Annotated in this window: 19 protein-coding genes; 5 read left to right on the top strand and 14 right to left on the bottom strand. The window is 47.4% G+C overall.

What is annotated here, in order from left to right; translation table 11 throughout:
• Nucleotides 1-28: 28 nt before the first annotated feature.
• The 6 genes from NF543_RS23910 to NF543_RS23885 form a co-directional block, all read right to left on the bottom strand.
• Entirely contained in the window at nucleotides 29-415 is a 387-nt protein-coding gene (locus tag NF543_RS23910) for a hypothetical protein (protein WP_257670669.1), read from the bottom strand.
• A 28-nt stretch (nucleotides 416-443) separates the two neighbouring features.
• Complete coding sequence (locus NF543_RS23905) at nucleotides 444-1,787, bottom strand: TlpA family protein disulfide reductase (RefSeq protein ID WP_257670668.1); 1,344 nt, start codon at nucleotides 1,785-1,787, stop codon at nucleotides 444-446.
• A 930-nt stretch (nucleotides 1,788-2,717) separates the two neighbouring features.
• On the bottom strand, nucleotides 2,718-4,355 hold the full coding sequence (locus NF543_RS23900) for a vitamin K epoxide reductase family protein (RefSeq protein ID WP_257670667.1): 1,638 nt from the start codon (nucleotides 4,353-4,355) through the stop codon (nucleotides 2,718-2,720).
• Nucleotides 4,356-4,611: 256 nt separating this feature from the next.
• On the bottom strand, nucleotides 4,612-5,280 hold the full coding sequence (locus tag NF543_RS23895) for a TetR/AcrR family transcriptional regulator (RefSeq protein WP_257670666.1): 669 nt from the start codon (nucleotides 5,278-5,280) through the stop codon (nucleotides 4,612-4,614).
• A gap of 450 nt (nucleotides 5,281-5,730) precedes the next feature.
• On the bottom strand, nucleotides 5,731-6,348 hold the full coding sequence (locus tag NF543_RS23890) for a fibronectin type III domain-containing protein (protein WP_257670665.1): 618 nt from the start codon (nucleotides 6,346-6,348) through the stop codon (nucleotides 5,731-5,733).
• A gap of 798 nt (nucleotides 6,349-7,146) precedes the next feature.
• Entirely contained in the window at nucleotides 7,147-8,034 is an 888-nt protein-coding gene (locus tag NF543_RS23885; protein ID WP_257670664.1) for a helix-turn-helix transcriptional regulator, read from the bottom strand.
• Between the two features lie 138 nt (nucleotides 8,035-8,172).
• Here NF543_RS23885 and NF543_RS23880 point away from each other — a divergent pair, with 138 nt between their 5' ends.
• The gene (locus NF543_RS23880; protein WP_257670663.1) at nucleotides 8,173-8,916 is read left to right on the top strand and encodes a hypothetical protein; all 744 of its coding nucleotides are present in this window, start codon (nucleotides 8,173-8,175) and stop codon (nucleotides 8,914-8,916) included.
• 20 nt (nucleotides 8,917-8,936) lie between these two features.
• Here the strand turns inward: NF543_RS23880 and NF543_RS23875 are convergent, their stop codons facing one another.
• From NF543_RS23875 to NF543_RS23850, 6 genes are read right to left on the bottom strand one after another with little or no spacing between them, the layout of a single operon-like run.
• Nucleotides 8,937-9,899, bottom strand: coding sequence for an endonuclease/exonuclease/phosphatase family protein (locus NF543_RS23875; RefSeq protein ID WP_257670662.1), 963 nt, complete (start codon nucleotides 9,897-9,899; stop codon nucleotides 8,937-8,939).
• A 2-nt stretch (nucleotides 9,900-9,901) separates the two neighbouring features.
• A complete protein-coding gene (locus NF543_RS23870; protein ID WP_257670661.1) occupies nucleotides 9,902-10,804 on the bottom strand; it encodes an endonuclease/exonuclease/phosphatase family protein in 903 nt (300 codons plus the stop codon).
• Nucleotides 10,783-11,643, bottom strand: a complete 861-nt coding sequence (locus NF543_RS23865) for a metallophosphoesterase family protein (protein ID WP_257670660.1) — start codon at nucleotides 11,641-11,643, stop codon at nucleotides 10,783-10,785. Before NF543_RS23865 ends, NF543_RS23870 begins: the two co-directional genes overlap by 22 nt.
• Before the next feature lie 40 nt (nucleotides 11,644-11,683).
• Nucleotides 11,684-12,073 (bottom strand): hypothetical protein, encoded by a 390-nt coding sequence (locus NF543_RS23860; RefSeq protein ID WP_257670659.1) that lies wholly within the window; start codon nucleotides 12,071-12,073, stop codon nucleotides 11,684-11,686.
• Nucleotides 12,074-12,117: 44 nt separating this feature from the next.
• Nucleotides 12,118-13,908, bottom strand: coding sequence for a RagB/SusD family nutrient uptake outer membrane protein (locus tag NF543_RS23855; RefSeq protein ID WP_257670658.1), 1,791 nt, complete (start codon nucleotides 13,906-13,908; stop codon nucleotides 12,118-12,120).
• Nucleotides 13,909-13,926: 18 nt separating this feature from the next.
• Nucleotides 13,927-17,199, bottom strand: coding sequence for a SusC/RagA family TonB-linked outer membrane protein (locus NF543_RS23850; protein WP_257670657.1), 3,273 nt, complete (start codon nucleotides 17,197-17,199; stop codon nucleotides 13,927-13,929).
• Between the two features lie 364 nt (nucleotides 17,200-17,563).
• Here NF543_RS23850 and NF543_RS23845 point away from each other — a divergent pair, with 364 nt between their 5' ends.
• Nucleotides 17,564-18,184 (top strand): TetR family transcriptional regulator C-terminal domain-containing protein, encoded by a 621-nt coding sequence (locus tag NF543_RS23845; protein ID WP_257670656.1) that lies wholly within the window; start codon nucleotides 17,564-17,566, stop codon nucleotides 18,182-18,184.
• On the opposite strand, the gene NF543_RS23840 is transcribed toward NF543_RS23845, so the two are convergent.
• Together NF543_RS23840 and NF543_RS23835 are read right to left on the bottom strand one after the other, a co-directional pair.
• Complete coding sequence (locus NF543_RS23840; RefSeq protein ID WP_257670655.1) at nucleotides 18,143-18,430, bottom strand: CBU_0592 family membrane protein; 288 nt, start codon at nucleotides 18,428-18,430, stop codon at nucleotides 18,143-18,145. The genes NF543_RS23845 and NF543_RS23840 overlap by 42 nt on opposite strands.
• A 90-nt stretch (nucleotides 18,431-18,520) precedes the next feature.
• On the bottom strand, nucleotides 18,521-19,087 hold the full coding sequence (locus NF543_RS23835) for a YceI family protein (RefSeq protein ID WP_257670654.1): 567 nt from the start codon (nucleotides 19,085-19,087) through the stop codon (nucleotides 18,521-18,523).
• A gap of 366 nt (nucleotides 19,088-19,453) precedes the next feature.
• Between NF543_RS23835 and vapB the strand changes: the two genes are divergently transcribed.
• The 3 genes from vapB to NF543_RS23825 all read left to right on the top strand — a co-directional run.
• Nucleotides 19,454-19,666 (top strand): type II toxin-antitoxin system VapB family antitoxin, encoded by a 213-nt coding sequence (gene vapB / locus NF543_RS23830; protein WP_257670653.1) that lies wholly within the window; start codon nucleotides 19,454-19,456, stop codon nucleotides 19,664-19,666.
• Nucleotides 19,667-19,930: 264 nt separating this feature from the next.
• Nucleotides 19,931-20,053, top strand: a complete 123-nt coding sequence (locus NF543_RS25610) for a PIN domain-containing protein (RefSeq protein ID WP_373275031.1) — start codon at nucleotides 19,931-19,933, stop codon at nucleotides 20,051-20,053.
• Nucleotides 20,054-20,441: 388 nt separating this feature from the next.
• The coding region (locus NF543_RS23825) for a helicase associated domain-containing protein (protein WP_257670652.1) at nucleotides 20,442-21,188 on the top strand (747 nt) is incomplete at its 3' end.

Genomic DNA, 21,188 nt, shown 5'->3' with positions numbered 1-21,188 from the left:
TATACTATCTGGATGGTATATAGCATTTTTATTTAAATAGCCCTGCCTCCAATACACGAACCCTTGGATAGTAATCATCATCATAACTTACAATCACACTGTCACCCGACATAACAAGGTAAATCGCCTCATTCGGGAATGCAAGAAGCATAAACGCGCTCCTCGATTCAAATGGATACACTTTATAACCTGTCAACTGTCCAATGATTCGCTGGTTGTTGTGGGCATGAAACAACGAAATGCCTCCCCTGTTTTCGGGCGCACTTGTTGTGTCAAATTTTACATAAATACTATCCCGTTTTTTTTCGATACCGGCCACCTCCCCTTCGGCAGCAATAGTATGTTTTTTACTTTCATTGGATAGGCATGCCGCTAACACCAATGCTACAGGGCAGAATAAACGGATTGTTCTCACAACAACAAAAATCCTCATAAATGCTGCTTTAGTCAAAATGTTTATTCAATATGTTTTTTATTCCTGCCTCATTTGGTCCAAGTGCGTTATGATATGATATTTCTCCCTCTTTATTGAAAATGACATAACGGGGGATGGTTTGAAGATTTAGTTGTTTGGCCCACTTGGAGGCTCTTACATTAAGGTAAAGGTAACTACTCGTGTCATCCGATAGTCCTTCTTCTTTCGACGCTTGCACCCAGTCATCAAATTTCCCGTCAATGGATATATAAATAAAATGAATAGGCTTGTCTTTATATGTTTTTTTCAACTTGTGAGATGCTGGCATCGCCTGTCGACATGGCACACACCAACTGGCCCAAAAATCGATATACAACACTTTTCCTTTATTATTCTTCAAAAGTTGATCTAAAGTTATTTGCTTCTTATCAGCTAGTAATAAAATCACTGAATTTGAGGCCGAACGAAGCGAATCGAAATCAAGCAAATACTCACGCTGTATTGAATGGAGTAGCATGGTGTCTGCCGTATAATTTCTGAATTTTTGAAAGATAGCTCTAAAATCTTCCAAGGGTAAGTGTTCCGCAGCTCCTCGCACTTGTTTATACAGGAGCAATTCCTTAACCCGCGCCGGGAAAACATCAGATCCCTCCAGCATTGCATAACTTCCGCTATCTTTTGAAACCGGTTTAACCGTCTCGTAAAGTAGCGGTGTTTCAGCAGACAGCTGCCTGGACGCAAATAACTCGCTTAAATCCAGAAAATAGGAATAAGGCATGTCTATACCGCTGTTTCTCGTAGAGTCAATGATAAGCCGGACATCGTTATCAGTGATTCGACGACGGCCATAGTCCATCACATACCGCATAAAGACGAGCCGGTCCCTCCTCATTTCATACACATCCTGTGAGACCAGTTTACTATTCCTGAGGCTATCTATAAAAGCCATCTCATCCTCCATCTCCTCCAGTGCCCGTTGCCCCCAATGCTCTTTCTCTTGCTGGTCGATTACCATTCTATCCTCTTTAAGGTTCAGATACTTAAGAATGGGATAAGTCTGATAGAATAATAGGGCGGGAAATTTTTGCTTCGCATAACGCGACTCATATAATAGAGAGTCCACTTTCAAATCGTACGCTTTTACTTTCCGGTTTCTGATGTGGAATACGGGGTTGGCATCCAAATAGGTGACTTCAAGCGTATCATGGGGATATAATACGATATCGGAATAAAATAACTCGCGGTACCTGTGCCGCAATTTTACCTTGGAACTGTTTATCGGAATTGAAATGGTATCTATTTTACCCGCAACTGGTTTAATAGGCGTGGCCGATAAATTTTCCCATAAGGCTATCGAGGCCTCCCCAGACATACTTGCTTTCTCACTTATAAAGATGGTGTCAGAAAACGTCGGAGAACTATTAAAAATTAATGTAACCTGCCCTTGGGCCTGTACAGAGTCGCTTAACGCATTCGTGCAACAGCAAATACTAGTTGTGGCGAATAAAGACACGAAGACACAAAATTGTTGAAAATACTTTGAAATTTTCATTATTGGAAATTTAATAATCAATACTCCGGTAAGTTTTCCGGATGAATTTTAAAAATGTGGTGTAGTGAAAATTTTCTTAAGTTACTGATATTCAAAAACAAATTAACTATCGTGATGTAGTCAGATAATTTAATCAAACTCAGATGTTTTGCTGACATTGAAAAAAATATAATGCGGAAATCAAGATCAGCCATAGAACGCATTTGAAGCAAGAAAAAATTTACCGAAGTATTGAATAATAAGTTAGATAAGGGTGCCCACATTAAACGCGCGGACACCCTTTCTTCACTCCAACCAAGAAGCTGATCCACAGTTGTCACAGCACCATCGTCTTGTACCTCCTGCAGTGTTTTCCAACATATTATTTACCTCGACGAATGAAATCCCAATAACTTTCATCGAGCCAGTTACCGTGTTAATGTGTGTAGACTGCGCACCAGTATAACTCCACGGCCCAGTTGAATACCAGGGGTCACTCGCGTGGCTAGAGTAAAAATAAATTGCACAACTCCCAGCCCCTCCAACGATATGTTTCATCTGCTCCCTTGTTAGGATTTCCTGTACATTCTTTAAATCTAATTTTAATTTTTTCATTATTTTGATTTTTTCGTAAAACAATTTAGAATTGAAATTCTATTAATTTGTAGTCCATTTTAATGGACAAATTATCACTACAGCCTTCTACTCTGTGCAGCAGGTTATATTTTTATAGTTTGTTTACTTTGTCAATTGCTTGCCCTCCTTTCTTTATTATGATCTCAAAAAATATTTTAAGTCATTTAAGTTATACATATCTGGCAGCTGATACCCATTCACAAAGAAAGTAGGCGTAAAGGAAATTTCCATTCCGTTGCACCACTCCCGCATGGCTGTCAATTTATGTCCTTGCTTTTCAATTTCTCCATTCATCGGGTATTTGGAAACAAAGTCTCCATTTTCTTTTTTGGGTGCATTGTACCAATCCCCTAAAGCCTGCTTTGTGAACTGCTCATCACCCTTTTCGGCTATGGCCAGCAGATGCTTTACTGGTGAGGCTTTTCCATCCTGTACATCGTCTGAAGCGGTAAAAATAATTTGTACCTGCACATTCGGATTATGACACAATATCTCCTCAATGGCGGGATGGGCCTTGGCACACGGGCCGCAATACGGGTTGCACACCTTGATAATTCGGTGTTTGGCATTCGGGTTCCCGAGCCTGATACCCAGCCCGTCGGTGGATTCGGTGACTGCCCGTTGCTTCCCCAACAGCGCTTGGAAAATCTGTGGACTATGTTTCAGTCTGGCCAAACCCATTCGGTGGTTCTCACCCTCTTTCGCTTTTTTAAAGGCGGGAACAATCAGCAAGCCCGCAAGGAATGGAAGGGCAAAGCATGTGGCTAATGTTAGTGCGGCCGCAGTTGAAAATCCAATATCGGTAGTGAACAGCCGCCCGTCAGCCATCACTAGCATCGCTTGTACAACGAGGATACCCTGTACCAAAAGGCAAAGCACGCACCATTGTTTGGCCACGCGCCATTGGTAGTACAGGGAAAATATGATATAAGGGATTGCGGACAAACTCAAGGCAGACAATGGCAAGTATATCTGTGGATTGGCAATGCCTCCGGCCAATAGGGCCAGCGAGGCACCTGTAAAATAACTGAACCCGATGAGGCTCCAGCTGACACCGAATAGGCTAGACGCCCCGGATTGGAGGATGGCGGCGCAATCCACGTTTTTTTTACCTGAACATACTTGTTTCAAAGCTGGATTATGACGATCCACCTCGTACCAAAGCAACAAAACACAAACAGCAGAACCCACGAGGGCGAGTAGTATGTACAACGATGCGACAAGGACTGCCCACCCGTCTTGGAACAAAGCCAGTACGATGGCTATCGCAGCCAATGCGGGAAGCGTCAGCAGTCCTAAAATGATATGGGTCTGTTGCCGCTTTTCCGTAGCAAGAGCAGCTGCGTAGTCCCGTTGCCCAGCTCCCTCACCAGCTTCGCCCACCAACACGATGCCTTCGATTGTTTTCTGGAATGTCTCGGTACTGGAAGTTACCCACCGGTGTTGCCCCGGCGGCAGGTGAATAACTGTATCACCATCAAATCGTTTCACTATGGTCAGCGATAGTCCGTCGCCGGATTTCATCCGGGCCATGAACGGAACCTCGATCTGGCCAAGCTGTTCTACATTGACCTTCGCGGCGACATTTTCCACACCGAAACCGCTAAGCGCATCGCTGACCGAAAGTAGACTCGGCGAATCCGGATGCTCCCCTAAGGCGGCTTTTACCGCCGTTTTGGTAACGGGTACGCCGAGCAGGCGAAGATACGCACGCACCGTTTCGGTATCACTATCGGTCGGGAACAGTAATTTTTCCAGCATTCGGATCATCATTTATATCTTGGTTTCAACTGGGTGTATCCCATGGTTTTCCTCCACGAGTTTAATCAGCATCCCCGTGTTATCCAAACAATTGGTAGGTTTTTTTTCCAAAAAAAACATAATACTTGCCCACCCGCTCCCCGATGTCGCCGGTATGTCTACAGACTGTATTGCCGGATCGCCGTTTTTGGGGTATAGTGTCACCGATTAGCCTTTTTTGGATTACTTGCCAGAAGGCCCGGGCCTTCTGTAACGAACCATCCGGGTCTTATTTCTTCAGGCTTTCCGCAGAACTGTCCTCCTGGGTATCCTGCCCTTGCACTCTTCCCATTTCGAAAGCCCAGCCATTGATGGCACGGATGGCTTTCTTGATTTCTTCCTTGCCCAGCTCGCATTTGAGGTCTATCGCACAGAAAACGCCTGATCCGCTATGTGCTTCCAATGACAGGAAATAAGTGGCGGCTAGCAACACCGCGAAAACCGACCGGTAGCCAATGTCAGCATCCTCAAGGTGCACACCGGCCTTATCGCATAACCCGACTATCATGGCTTCCCGATTGCCGTAGATGCGCTCGAAAAAAACATTCTCGTGATCCGTGTATTTCGAAAACAGTATCTTCCTTAGGGCATCGTCTTGGCAAAGTGTGGCGAATTGTTTTTCCAAGAAGAAACCGGTAAGGTCTTCGGAGTTCAATTTACTCTTGCTATCCAGGGTTTGGAGCATCCTATGGATCGTGTTGTCCCAATTTTGCTTCATCAGCACATACTGTTCCAACAGGTTCTCCAAACTACCGAAATATCGGTATATCAGGTTCTTGTCTACCCCCGCTTTCCTTGCTACTTTATTAACCCCGATACCTTTGACGCCCTGCTCATCATAGAGTTCCCCCACCGCCAATACTAATCGGCGCATGGTGGTTTTCTTGTTTTTGCCCATAGCAGCAACCGTATTTGCATAATAAAAGTACTTTTATCAGACTTATTTGAACTTTTTTCTTGCTGTTAATCCTCCCCAGGAATAGTACGCTGTTAACTTGTCGAAGTATCAAAATCTTGAACGAAGCAATTAACAAGACAAAGGAAAATAAAAATCTTATCGTTTCTTCACACCATAATTGTGGGAAATACTACCCCAATTTAGGTGATATAACGGGACCGATGGAACTAGGTTGACGTCCCCGGACAAAATACCCCTCCGGTGGATCCCGCCACTGGCAACCCGTCTTCAATCGGTAGAATATCGCCCGGATAACCTCAATGGGGCTAATCCGGGGTTTGAACCCACGCTTGCCCACAGGGCAACCGCAAAAAAAAGCGGCACCCCCTTTCGGAGATGCCGCTGGCTGTCGTCTGCCGGTAGGCAGGCAGTAGCGATACGGCGCAAGTCTTAAATCACGGTGGCCATTACGCTGTCACTGTAATTGAGCACTTCGGGGTCATTGCCGATGTAAGCACACCGGAATTCGTATTCCGAAAATTGCTGCAAACCTGCTACCGTACGCCTGGATCCGTGGGAGCTTACCTCAATCCATGGGGTTTCACCGTCTGCGATGCGGTATGCAAAGCGGTAAGAGCGGGCCGTGCGGTGGGGTTTCACCTTCAGTGTGATGCTGCGCGAACCCAGCGGACCGCTTATGGCCACGAAATCAGCGGGCTGCGGACACCGGCCTTTCGGCTCGCGGGCCTTGTTGTGGTCGAAACCGGCGGCCAGGATGACGGCAGGGTCGCCCATGGCCACCTGCTGTACGGAAAAGGCCAGCGAATGGAGGGTGTTTTCCAGCCGGCCCCGCACCCGGTCGCGCACCGTGGTGGCGTGTTTGCCGCCACGCACCGCCTCGACCACCGCGACGCGGTAATCAGACAGGTCGGTGTCAAGTACCGATAACTCCGGTACCGGGTTGGGGAACAGCCCATTCCCCGTCATCTTGGTGAGCACATTCTCGGCCACTTGGTCGAGCATTTCTACGCCCATTTTCTTGAAATTGACTTTTGCTTTGTAATACATTGTTTGAAAATTTAAAAAGTAAACATTTATTAATTAATCCCTGGTTTAGGTTGTATCCGCCCGATGGCGGGTGATCGGCCGGGGATCCGGCGGTTAGGGGTTGACGGTGGAGGAACGGGCGGTTCCGGAGGGATAGCTGTGTTTTTCAGCAAGTGATGCCTTTTAGCCCATGAGCTGGAGGGTTTTGCTTATGAGCCAGTGGGTTTAGCTCATGAGCTAAAAGACGTTGCTCATTAGTTGGAGGGCCTAGCTCATGAGCTGGAAAGGTTTGCCCATGAGCTAGAAGTCTTTGCTCATCAGCCGGAGGGCTTAACTCATGAGCTGGAAAGGTTTGCCCATGAGCTAAAAGTCTTTGCTCATTAGCCGGAGGGCCTAGCTCATGACCTGGAAAGCTCGGCTCATTAACTAAAAGGCGTTGCTCATTAGCCGGAGGGCCTAGCTCATGAGTTGGAAAGCTCAGCTCATTAACTAAAAGACGTTGTTCATTAGCTAAGGAGCGTTGCTGATTAACCAGGATGCCTTGCTCATGGGCAACGTTGCCTTGTCAATCAACAAAGGCATCCTTTTCAATGGCGCCCCGACACGGTTGGCGGGGCATGCATCTTCTGCGATGCGCCGGGTAATAACGTACGTCAAAGAACGGGTTCCGTTATCCGTTTCTGGCAACGGGCGGTATTACAAAAGTAGGGAGAATAGGAGCAGGGGGTTAACAGTATCGTGCCATTTTACAAAACCGACGGGTACTTTTTTTGGCACGATACTGTTAATCGTCCGGGAAAGGCGGCATGCGACGTGGCATCACCTGTTTTCGTTGGGAAGGTGGCCGAACGCGGCTTTATATTGTGCCGAGAAGTAGGAAAGGTGGTTAAACCCTACCATGCCCGCGATTTCGCTGACGGGGTGGTGGCTATCTTGCAGCAGTTCGCGCGCCTTTTCCATCCGGGTATTCAGTATGAGCCTTTGCGGTGTAGGCTGCCTCTGGTTTTCAAACAACCGGTAGAGGTTGCGGCGTGATAAACCTACCTGCCCCGCGAGGCGGTCTATATTGAACGTGGGGTCGGCGAAATGCAATTGGATCAGCTCCACGGCCCGGCACATCAGGTCTTCATCCTGCGTTGTGCTTGGCTTGGGGGCCGCCGCCATCAAACTGGCATGATATAGTTTAGCGGTCTGGTACAACGCCTCCTTGCGGTGCACATTGAGGGCAAAACCCCGTTTATCGGTTTTATCGAGCTTGTCTAAGTATTTGTAAATCGTATACGGCAGGAACCGGTGGGGTAGGCTATATGTTCCGGGCCGATCCGCATCGACGGCCATATCCACCAGATCGGCAAACAGCTCAAACTCCTCCGCGAGCAGCGGTATAGCCCGCTCGGAAAAACCGATACAATGGACTCCCGACGGCCCCGTCTCCAGCCGTGCTTCGATCGCTCCGGCCGGGGCCATGGCTGCAAAAAAAGCAAAAGGAGGGATATCAAGTGGCTCCTGTCCGCCGGCAAACACCCATTGGCTTCCGCTCGGCCCATTCAGCACAAACAGCAGCGCACGGTTGGATAACTGCAACGTGACGGTAGCCGCCGTGCTACCTGGCGCCTTCGCCACAAAATAAAAAAAGGTCGTTCCGGCGAAAGCGCGCTCGGGCACGCACGGTTTGCCGTCGATATACAAATATATATGATGTTCCATGGTCTTCGGTGGCAGATTGCTTAGTGTTCACAGGATAAAAATAGTGATCCCGAGGGAAAAAAGCAACGTAACTGCGAATAACTTTGCTTTCTTTGGCAAACTTTTCTAAGTTTGTTTCCGTAGCAATTGAGGATTCCCATGGAAAAAATCGTCACCCATCACCCCTTCCGTACCATTGAGCTGGAATATGACCGGGAGAAGCCGCAACCCGATTGGGAGAAGGAGACCTTGGATAATTATTTCCATATGCATGACGAGGTGTGGCGGCTGAAAACGATGCGTGAAGAATGCGAACCGCGATTGGATAGGGCCATCGCGCAAATTACCGAGCTACACAGGGCCTTGCCTACTTTTATACAGGAAGTAGGCGTGCTTGAGGCCGTCGTGGGGCTCCGCGAGGCTGTGGATGGGCCCCAGCCGGAAGACGAGAAATCATTCAGCATAGACCTGCACCATTTCCGCAAGGCCAGCAATCAGCTTAGCGATGACCTGGCCGAACTCTACCACGAAATAACCCGCTGCACGGAAGAACACAACGCATTTCTGAGAGAATTCGAGGCGTTTGACAACTGGTTCGAGGCGTTTGCGGACGGGCCGATGCATGAAATCTACCAGCGATACGAGGAAATCAGCGTGGATACGGTTTCCCTGGATCGCGATCACCAGGCGTTCCTGGAGACGTGGAGCCCCGTAATCCACGCCGAACGCGAGTACTTTGATCGCGCATTAAGTGCGTTTAATGATTATGCCGACTTGATAGACATCACCAACGACCTTTCCGAACGGGTGAAAATACTGGATGAAGCACTCCATGATTTCACCGAGCGTAACAAGCATGGAAAATCCGGCACCATAAAAATACAGCCCCGGGATGAAAAATGATGACCTAACGTATCGGATGGTTAAAACACCAGCTCCACCACCACGGCCCGGTGATCCGAAGGCCAAGGTTCGACCAGGATATCTGTCAGCGATGAAGGTTCGCCTACGATCCAAGCCCCTTTGGTAAGAAACTTATCCTTACTGATGTAAATCAAATCAATCCGGTCATGAATCTCTGGTGTACGCCATAGCCCAGGCACGGAGGTCCAAGTATAGCCGGGCTTTTGCTTGACATCGGAATGTATTTCACGGTAGGCATCTTGGAAACCATTTTTGATGAGCAGATCCGTGGCTGGCCAGTTGACCGCAAAGGGCAGTAAGGTATCGGCTCGCTCGTTGATGGCTTTCTCGGTCCAATCTAGGCAACTCGGCTCATTGAAATCACCCACCAATATGGCGGGATAGTCGCTATAGACCGCAATTTCATCCAACATGCCTTGGACTTGATGCAGCCTTGTCTCACGGGCGGAGGTCTCGGCAGCTTCTGCATCGGTTAGTTTCCTATCCGCAATGTCGTATGGCTCGTAAGGGGTATACATCAGGTGCATCACCCCGAAGACCACTTCCTCCCCGTCTTGCAGTTGCAGCAAGACGGCTTGGGATATCCCTGCCGTATCCAAAGGTTGGATATCAAACCGCGAGATGATGGCCCGGCTTCCGTCTATGATATAACAGCTCCAATCCAAGCTATCTGCGAGTATTTGCGCACGCGACTGGTTGTCGCTCTGATTGGTGGTTTGCTCTTGGAAACCTACCACATCGGCCTCGGCCCTGCGGATGGCTTCCAGTTGGTACCTGATGGTGGTATCGCGCGGAAGTTTCACGGCATCGCCACCATGCCAGAGGTTAAAGGTCATCACGCGTAGGGCGGCGGGTTCACTGGCTTGTCTTTTGTCGGCGGATTGGCATGAAATACCAAATAAAGCCATCACCAGGGCTTGTATGACGATGACGGGTTTGATCAGTGTTGAAGTAACTTTCATTTTCATAGTTTTTGGATTTCAAAAGTGGTCAGTACAGCTGCGTGGTCAGAAGGGTATTTGACAGGGTGTGTGTCAATGGTTTCTGAATCGATGGCTTTAAGGATACTCCCTTGGTAAAAGATATAGTCGATACGATCTTTGAAAGCGTCTGGTAATGCAGGACTCCAGGTAATCCCCCGCACGGTCAATGGATCGGGATGTATTTCACGGAAAGAATCGATAAAACCTGACCGTTCCATCAATAGCGTAGCCGGAAACGGCATGATATACCCCTCGTTGAGATGTCGGGTTTCCGGTATCCAGTCCAAATGGGAACCGGTATTGAAATCTCCGCAGATGATAACGGGTATATCTTTCGAATTTTCGACGGCAGGACTCAAGGCCCTCAGCAACTCACGCAGGGTACCTGCATTCTTTTCCTCTTGCAGACGATGCCACTCTGCCGAGTCGATCGATTGCCCTTTTTCGAATATGTCCCAATAATCGATGGGGTAATTGAGCCAGTTGCTGGCAACGACAATTTCCTGGCCGTCAACATTGATCCGGACAGCGCCACTGTAAAAAGGTTCATACGCATCCAGCGTGTCTACGATGGGGTAGCGGCTCATGATGGATAGGTTCGTGCTACGCAGGTAAAAGTGAAAACCCAACGCTTCGGCGATCCGCTCGCCCGACCCATAGGTTTCCTGCATGGCCACGATATCGGCACCCGAGTCGCGGATGACATCCACTACACGCTGGGGCCCTTCCTCTTCGCCGGTCTCCCTGCCGCCGTGCCAGATGTTGAAGGTCATTACCTTCAGCTGTTGGGCCATCACCCCATGGCATGCCATGAGCAGCATTACCGTTAGCAAGCGTTTGCGCATCAATGAAACCATCGCCGTCAATATTTGTTTACTTCCCATCCATAGTCCACATACTCCCAACTGAAACCATCCCCATCCACATTGACTTTCAGGAATCCCTCTTCCGTACCGTGGAAAGCCCCGCCCCACCAATTGGCAGATACCGCCCCCGCCGTGATGAATTGCACGCCTTTGACTTTGATCTCCTCGTAGAGGTGCTGGTGGCCCTGGAGCACGAGCTTCAGGTTGTGGCTACCAAACATATCAAAAATTTCTTTTTGGTTCGCAAACGTGTCGGTATCCGTATAACGGCCTTCCAATACGGGATAATACAGGGAAAGAAACGGCACATGGGCTGACACCACAATGGGTTGGTCCTTGGGTGTCCTATTCAATAACTCGGCCAGCCATTGCTGCTGTACTTCATCCACACAGTATTTCCCCGCGCATACCTGGGCGGAATTCAGCACGATAAACAGCCATCCTTTATGCTCGAAGGAGTAATACGTATCCCCAAAAAAGGAAGTGAACAGACCTGCTCCATGTGGCGCACCGGGCTGCTCATTATGCCAATACCGATCGTGGTTGCCTATGGTGAGGTGCCATTTCAGCGTTGAAGCTTCGACCACCTGCTTGTAGTCTTGGTACAGTTTGACCGCATCCGCTTTGCGGTCTGCTTTCATCCCATCCACATCCACATTGTCACCGCCGGAGATGATGAAGTCGGCACCCGAAGCCTCGGCGGTCCTGACGGCCTGTTTCAACCCGTCCAAACTTCTGCTCTTGGGGTTAGCGTTGACGTGCATGTCGGTAAGAAATGCGAACGAGAATTTTTCCTGGGCTTGGCCGGCGGAAAAACCCAACAATAGTATAAACAATGATAAACTGAATGGTTTCATCAAAAAAAGTATAACGAAAATTATCTAATTAGCTTATTGGTCAATTGCTCCTTTGAGAAGCATTAATTCCTGTAGGCTGACCAAAAGTGTCCAAAACTGCAAAAGACGGTGGTTTATTCATCAACCCCCCAGATCCGTTAACATAGCTCGTCAATAACGAAACTGCCTCAACCAGACTATACGATGTGGAGGAGAAACTGATCATGCAATAATCTCCACTCCCCGGTGCGCACATCTCGTATGTTGGCGGAGAATAAATCTGTGACCAAGATCCTGGGTCTGATGCTCCAGATGGACCACTTCCTGCATAAAAGTAAATGTTGGTGACCACATTTGATTTAACATGAACAGCCTCGTCTTTTCCAGTAAAGGAAATAGCACAGACGGAAAGAACTGACAAACAGGCAAAAATAAACTGATTCCTTTTCATAATCCACTAGATTTTAAGTATATAAAAAATAATTATTCCAAAAACTATTCCCAATCAAACAACTGTTTTAGATTAGGGTTCAATACCACCTGTGTATTCGGTATTGGCCGGTAGTAATATTTCGGCTCTAGGAATGTACGCTCCCGGTTATCCGTGACCATAGTACCGCCACTGACGCCGTTTTCAAGAAAAACCGTGGCACCGCCACCAAATGTTCCTATGGTGTAATAGACCAGTGGTACCCCAAGCTCATTCCGTTCACGCTCGCTCGGTATAGTTTGCCCTTCGGGAATCAGACGGATATCGGGAATACCGTCTCCTGTCATATCGTAATCACCTACGCCGGGAAAATACATCCCATCCGGGATTTCTTCCAATAGTTTGCCCGCATGCCAACGCATCAAATCATCGTACCGTGTATTTTCGAAAGCAAGTTCCACGCGGCGCTCCCGGCGGATTTCGAGAATTACGCCACTGTTCGATCCATCGACATTCGGGAAGTTAGCGGCTTGCACAGGGTCAGGATTGGCGTTTGCCCAACTCAAATTCAGATGCGGCAAAGCCACACGGTCACGTAATAAGTTTACGGTATTATCCAAATCACCTTGGGCAAGCGTACCTAATTCGGCTTTAGCCTCAGCCAGTAACAACAACACCTCGGCATAACGATGCACAGGAACATCCGAACTATTGAGTATCACTTGGTCGGTACTGTTTATGTAACCCTTCAATTGGTGATAGCCGGAGAAATTTTTGGCCAGAAACTGCACATACGGGGCATCGTCCTGTGCTCGTTGCCAACCGGGATAAGCGAGGGTCTGAGCTAGCCGGGGATCACGGTTTTCAAATTCCTTGACAAATCCGAATGTTGCATAGTCCGTTTGCTCGGTAAGACGCGATCCATCGGCCATGAGGTAGGTCTGCACCAAATCGCGCGAGGGCGACTGCTCGTAGTTACCAAATATACCCGTGTTTTGGTTCCCGCTCACGTTCTCGGTCTGGTCATAGCTATTCACCAAAATCATCTCGCTATTACTTGTCAAATCTTGGCTGTCAAACAGTGCGGCATAGTCCGAAGTAGGGTTGCCCGTATTGTGAATACTGAACCCGCCCTCCGCCATAATGTGTTCGGCTGTCGCGACCGCCCTTTGTAGAAAAGCATCCGCTGTGCTTTGCAATTCCAGTTCCGGATGGTATTTCCGATAGGTACCTTCGTATAGCGCGATCTTGGCATCCATTACCGCCACGGCCCATTTGTTCGGCGTACCGCTTGGCACGCTCTCCCGCACGTTTTCAAGGGCAAAATCGAGGTCAGCCGTTACGCTATCCATGACCAGCGCACGCGGATCCTGCGCTTTGTAGAGCTCTTCGTCACCGGGGTTGAGTGTCCCGGAGTACCAAGGCACGTCCGAAAAGCGTTTAACCATATTGTGATAGAAAATTGCCCGGTAATAGCGCGCCAAGCCCGCATAATGGTTCGCCACATCGGCGGTTACGTCGGCCCGCCGGTAGTTTTCGAGGAAATAGTTGATCGTACGGAGACGCCCCCAATCCCAACCGCCCGTAATTGTCTGCGACGAGGGCGACCCCGTCATGATGTTTTTCATCTCAACCGCCGCCGTTGTCGCCAGGTTATCCGTGCTTTGATCGGTGAGGTACATGCCGTGGTTGGACATGCTTAACATTCCGTTGATGTAAAGCGCCAGATCCTCCTCCGTATTGAAGAATACATCGGGCGTGATAGATGTTTGAGGATAACGGTCGAGGAAATCCTTCTGGCAAGAAAGCGCAGTCGCTGCGATGCCAATCAAAATTAAGATTTTATATTTTTTCATGATTTGATTCATCTGTAATTAAAAAGCTATGTTTAAACCAAATGCCATCCTTCGCTGAAATGGATAAGCCCTCGCTTCGCTGTTGTTGTTGATTGACTCGGGATCGACAAATCGCTTCACCTCGGAAAACTCGAAGATGTTTTCAGCCGTGACGAAAAATCGTAGCCGACCCATACCCCAACGTTGGATGAGCGAATGGGGGAGCGAATAGCCAAGTGTGACATTTTTTATCCGTAGATATGCACCATTGAGCAAGTAGCTTGTGTTCGGTATGGACAGCCCCGCGGGATTGCCGTTTCCGTCAGAGTAATTTGCATCGGCCAGCCAAGACTGCAGTACAGGGTATGAGGCGTCGAGATTGGCGTTTGCAAGCCCGGCGGCAATGTAGGCTGCTGAGTGTTTGGCCATCTGTTCCGGCGTGTCGTCCATTGCTCTGTAATGATCCAGGTGCCAGGGGTAGACATTGGCATAGGGTTGCTGGTACGGCCCCCAGAACAGGTAACGCTGCGGATAAAAATCTCGTTTCAGTACACCTTGTAAAAACACCTGAGCATCGAACCCATTCCAGTCTAGATTAAGGTTAAACCCAATCCGATACCGATCTAAGGTGTTGCCGATGATGGTGCGGTCCTTCATATCATCGGCCGTTTGTCCAAGTTCGATTTTTCCATCGCCGTCCAAATCTTTAAACTTCGGCCATCCCGGTACAATATCCAGCGCGCCCCAAGGAATGAGGGCAGTCTGGTCCAAGGCCGCTATCTCGTCGGTCGACTGGAAGAACCCATCGCCGACCAGGCCGTACAGCGTGCCAAACTCGTACCCCTCAAAATAGTTGGACAGTAAACGTTGGTCATTCTTGAATTTGGTAATGTGTGCCCGGGAATCGGAAAGCACCAGTTTTGCTTCCAATCCGAAAGGCTTGGAGGCTACCGTATAATTGTCGCGGTAGGTCAGGGAAAGTTCCCAACCTTTGGTCCTCAAATCTGCCGCATTTTGGCTTGGGACACCCGTACCCAATACCGCGGGGAGTTGTTCCCCGGCGGTAAGCATGCCCGTGGTTTCGCGGATGTAGTAATCAAACCCCGCAAAAATCCGGTCACGCATTAATCCGATATCCGTACCGAAGTTTAAGGTAGCCACATTCTCCCACGTGTAGTTATACGGGTCTATGGTTAACGAAGGTGCCCCGGTAACAATTGCGCGCTGCGCCCCGTCGATAAGCCCCCCTGAAAGCGCCGTACCCATGGTTTGGATATAGGAGAAATCACCCACCGCCTGATTTCCCAAACTTCCGTATGAAGCGCGGAGCTTCCAGTTCGAAAACGCCGGTTTCAGCTGTTCGAAAAACGGTTCATTGCTCACGATCCAAGCACCAGATACCGAAGGGAAGAAACCCCAGCGATCGGTGGATGGAAAGCGTGAAGACCCATCGTACCTTCCCGTAGCTTCGAGGATATAACGTTCATTAAGCGTGTAATTGAACCGCCCGAAGAAGCTTTGTGTAGCATACGAACTGTAGGTCGCATCAAGACGCGCTTCCCCGGTGGTAAGCCCTAGGTAGGGAAGCGTGGAGGAAATCAGTTGGTCCCTTTGTGCAATGGTGGTCTCCCACACATAATCTTCCTGGTTGTAACCAGCAGTCAGGCTGAACGCGTGGATACCAAACTGTTTGTTATAGTTGCCATATAGGTTAAATACATTGTTCTGGATCTCGCCGCGCCGGTCATACACATATCCATTTCCGCCTTCCTCGCGGATATCATTTGGCCCGTAACCAATCTTATATTTTTTGTTGTGCCGTGGATAGCGCCAATACTCCCGTTTAAAGCTTGCGTCGCCGGTGAAGGTCAGATCGCCGTTGAGGAATGTTCCCACTGCATTGAAAATGTTCTGGAAGCCGAACATCTGTTCGTTCCAATTCCCACCATCGACCAATTGTGCCGCCAAACGACCCGCAGCGTTATTCGCCCACGTGCCATCGGGATTCTTGACAACATTCGTGGGTTGGAGATCGTAAAGACTCGTTATCCCTGCGAAAGGTTGAGTCCGATCAGTCTGGTAAACATTCATATTATTGTCCAGTTTTAGCCAACTCAATGGCGTAAATGACAACCTGCCCCGGATACCCTTGCGTTGCCAGTAGTCGTCTGCCAGCTTATTCAATCCGTTGTCCTTGGTGTAATCAGCAGACAGGTAATACGAAAGCGGCTTATCATTGACGGTTGCGCCACCGGAGAGCGCCAGGCTATGGACCTGAGAAACTGTTGCCTTATTAAAAAAATAGTCGTTCCAGTTATTGTTACCCATATATTCCCACCGATTCGCATCCGTAGGACTAACCCGGACATCGGGCAGCGATGGGTCGTCCGACCGTTCTTTGGCCCATTGGTAATACTCATCACTGAACTGCACGTAACTTGGTCCGTTCCACGGGGTATTAAGGGTAGAAGTTTCAAGTAACCGCGAGAAAATATACGGGTCTGTCACCGGATCGGGCAATTCTGTAGGCCGCCCGAAGGCCGTGGTCAGGTTGTAGCTGATACGCTGTGTGCCCTGACTTCCCCGCTTGGTGGTGATCAGAATCACGCCGTAAGCTGCCCTGGCACCATAAATGGCGGCCGAAGCCGCATCGCGCAATACGGTATAGGACTCAATATCACTAGGACTGATCCGAATCATATCGTAGGTGTCGGATACGGGGATGCCATCAATCACGATAAGTGGAGATCCCCCGTTGATCGACGTAGTCCCTCTAATATTGATATTGGGTATGCTACCTGGGCTACCGTTGCCATAGGTGATGTTCAGGCCGGGGCTCACCCCCTGCAGGCCCTGCATGATATTGGCCACCGGACGGGATTCCAGTTGCTTGCCCGAAATCTGGTCAATGGCACCTGTGACATTTACTTTCCGCTGCGTGCCGTACCCTACCACGATCACTTCATCCAGGTTGCCGGCATCGGTTTCCATTACCACATCCAATTGCGATTGCCCAGTGAACTGCACCTCTTGCGTCTTGTAGCCAACCATGCGAAACACCAGCATGGCCCCGGTTTCCAAATTTTCGAACACATACTGTCCGCCATCATCGGTTGCTGTACCCAATGACGTTCCTTGTACCACCACACTCGCGCCGGCCAGCACCTGCCCCGATTGGTCCGCTACCTTCCCCACCAGTCGGCCCTGCGCCATGGCATCGAACGGCATGATTTGCATCAACGTCAGTATAACACCAATGCAACCTTGGGTAACCCATTGTTGGATTCTACTTTGTTGTCGTTGTTCTTTCATAATTAAATTTTACATTTTAAGGTTTCATTATATATTAATTGAACATTTAGTCAATAAACAAAAGTAAAGATATACATTGAAGCTAAGTTTACTACAATGTTATATATTCGTTAATCGTGAATGGTCTTTACGGTTAGTAAGGTATATATCATTACGCATTGGCCCATTAACAATATTAACGTCTTTATTTTCCTTTTCCAAGAATAATCTGAACGCAACCGATTGATTAAACTAACACAATCGATTGACTAACTAGCATATTGTAACAATATATTGAATAAACATACAATTAATATATAATATGGATTTTACCATTTCAAAACAATTAATTACTTTCGTCAAATCAATTTTTTGAAGCTCAATTATGGGAAGGAAGAGTTTAAAAGAAACCAGGCGGCAGGAAATCATTAAGGTGTTTTACAAGGTTGCCAAGAAAGAAGGGCTCGAGAACACTTCCATTGCCAAGATTGCTAAAGTGATGGACATCAACCCCAGCCTGATTATCCATTATTTCCAGACGAAGGAAGAACTGACCTACGCATTGATTGATTACATATTGGATAAATACTTACTCATCTACAAGGTGAGCAGGGATAGCGACGTGGCTTTGCCTGAAGCCTTGGTTGCCATTATCGACAATTTATTTTCGAAAAAATGGAATAACCTCTTTGATGACGGTCTTTTTTACAGCTGCTATGCCTTGGCCTTCCGTGATAAGAAGGTAAAGCTGATGTACAAGGCCCTAACCGATTCACTAAGGGAAAGACTAACCCTTCTTATCCAGCGTTGTAAACAGGAAAAAGTACTCAGAGTGGCAGATCCGAGGCGCACAGCCGACTTGATCTTTGCATTAATAGATGGCGCCTATTTTTACTTGAGCCTGGCGGCAAACAAAGAGGAATTCAACCTTAAAATTGCTGAATACAAAGAAGAAGCATTCAGATTATTGGGTATCAGCGACCCCGTCCTTTTTATGCAGCGTTGAGCGTTTCTTCGCATAGCGGATAATGCCAAACACGGCTATGAGCATCCATACAGAATTGGCCGCGATATTGGGATTATCATCGAAATAAATGGCGCTAATGACCAAACCTAACCCTCCTATCACATTAAGCGATTGGAATAATACACCGTCAAAACGTATTGCTCTGATGTTTAACAATAAATAGGCCACTGTACAAAAAATAAATCCAAGCCATCCTATTATGGTAACCGTTGATTCTGTCATCATCTTCATAGTTGGTATTAGGCTAATGTACCGAAACTTTTTCCGTTTCAAAAACCTAACAGGCTTTGGAAACCTGATAGGCTCAAATCAATGCTATTTCGTTGCAAAAATCTCGATATCTAGCTCAAACTCATCTGAGATCGCCCGATCACCCAACCCGCTGAAGAAATTTTCCGAACGGTATTTGACATCAAATTGGGTGCGGTCTATTTTGATACCTTTAACCGTAGCATGTACTGAGTTATCCGATTTATGTGCTGCTGCAGGAAAGGTGACGGATTTGGTGATTTTCTTGATGGTCAAATCGCCAGTGATCGACAAATTGTTGCCTGAACCGGAAACCTTGGTGATTTTGAATGTGGCTTCCGGAAATTTAGGTGCATCGAAAAAATCCTCACTCTTTAAATGATCGGTGAGTCTTGTCGCACGGTCTCCCGTCAAATCCGTAACGGTAATGGCATTGATGTCTGCGGTAAAATGGGCAGCGACAAGCTGGTCATCCTCCATAGTCAAATCGCCTTTGCTTATGGCAATCTCGCCGGTATGCTTGCCTCCAGCTACATTTTGCCCCATCCAAGCTATCTTGGATTTGCTGGCATCAACCTCGAATACATCGGCCATCGGGAATGTGAACGCGTAGCTTGCCAATAATAACATCATAAAAAGCGATGTTTGTGTTACCGTTTTAATCATAAAATGTTTGCTAAAGGGTGAATTACTTGTTGTTATTTGTCCACATCAAACTTAGATAAATTTGCTTTCTTTGCAAATAGAATTGGTTGCATAAAAAAGCAAATTTATCAATCTCTCCTCTGCCGCTAAGAACGGTGAAGCCTTCTTGAACACCTTTGAAGAAAACATGCAAGTGAAAAAACAGCTTTTATAGAGGAAATATAGCGGTTGGAGGCATCGCTCATGCTAGTGGATATGTAATTTCTTATTGGAAAACTGTTGCGACCAGATGAAATGGGATTAGAAAAGTGTTATTTTTTTGCTACCTTATGAATTAATACACTTCGGTTTATTATGGGACAGATTCAGTTATTAGAAAAAGTGAAGAAAATCCCACCTGCCTATCAGCAGGAGGTTGAAGATTTTATTGATTTTGTCTTGAGTAAAAAAAAGTCAACGGCCTCTGCTACACGTAGCTCGCAAAGAAAGATAGGCCTTTTAAAAGGCAAACTCCAGATGAGTAATGACTTTGATGACCCTTTGGATGATTTCAAAGATTATATGTAGGTATGGGTCAATACCTTTTAGACACGCATACGTTGCTTTGGCTTCAAGATGATAACCCGAAACTCTCAGAACGGGCAAAATCCATTATCCTTAACCGCAATAATGAGCTCCATGTCAGTATAGTATCCTTTTGGGAAATTACAATAAAAAGGTCGTTGGGTAAATTGGTCCTGGGCTATTCCCTTACGCAGCTTTACCATGCTTGTATAATGAGCGATATTATCATTATTCCCATTGAGCTCACCAATTGAGCCAACTTGAAGAATTACTTTTCATCATAAGGATCCTTTCGATCGTCTGATTGCTGCTACCGCTATTGACAACGATATGACGGTGATTACACTAGACGAGCATGTTGCGAAATATCCGGTGAATATAATTTGGTAAATTGGGTGGGTAAAACCACCGTTTCTTACATCTCGTACCTCCCTACGCTTGTAGTTCTCCTTTAACACATACTTATTTGTGCCAATAATCAAACGCTCCGGATATTTGAGCCGCGGGTATAGGTTTTGAGTTCAATCACGATGAGTACGTATATTAAATTGACTGTTTTAGGTTTTAGTAGTTCTTTCTATCTATGCCCGGCCACTGTGCCGGGCTTTTGCATTATCTTACAGGTGTCCCCATAATTTTCCAAATAAAAAAATACTGCGCATGACGGTTAAATTATGGATGAAAATTCACGATTATTTTTGGATATTGCATCCGATAGCCATAACGAGATATATGCCTGATAAGCGGCGGNAATTTTCCAAATAAAAAAATACTGCGCATGACGGTTAAATTATGGATGAAAATTCACGATTATTTTTGGATATTGCATCCGATAGCCATAACGAGATATATGCCTGATAAGCGGCGGCAGCGGAATTATTACAAAAAGGTAAGCATCCACAAATTCGAACTGGACTGGCAGGCGAAATTCTGGGAGCTGAAAGCCTTTAAGGATAAATTCGGCCACTGCAATGTTCCGCAACATTGGCCGGAAAACCACGCATTGGGGAGGTGGGTGATCCGCCAAAGGGTGCGGAAAGACAAACTATCCCCTGACCGGATAGATAGGCTCAACGGTATCGGGTTCGTATGGGATTTACCGGACCTCTGGTGGGCGTGCAAGTACAAAGAGCTATTGGCTTTCAAGGAGAAATACGGACACTGCGATGTATCGAAAGGGATGGTCGGCTATAAACCACTTGCTGATTGGATAGTAAAACAGCGGAAGGATTTTAAGCAAAAGGAGAAAAGGCTTGACACTTGGAAAATCGGGAAACTCGATCAAGCCGGTTTCAATTGGGGAACCATCATCCGTGTTCCGTGGGAATACCGATACAGGGAACTCAGGGAATTCAAGAAGGAACACGGCCATTGCCGGGTCCGGCAGGGATGGAAGAAAAACCCTCCCCTAAGCCGCTGGGTTTCTATACAACGCAGGAAAAGGAAAAAGGGGGAATTACCGCAGGAAAAAGCTGATTTGCTTGACAGGATCGGATTTGATTGGGTGTTAAAGAAGCGCCGCAAA

It is taken from the genome of Parapedobacter tibetensis (assembly GCF_024704835.1).
Classification (GTDB): Bacteria; Bacteroidota; Bacteroidia; order Sphingobacteriales; family Sphingobacteriaceae; genus Parapedobacter; species Parapedobacter tibetensis.
The sequence above is the reverse complement of the archived record's forward strand: the minus strand, read 5'-3'. Positions and strand labels throughout refer to the sequence as shown.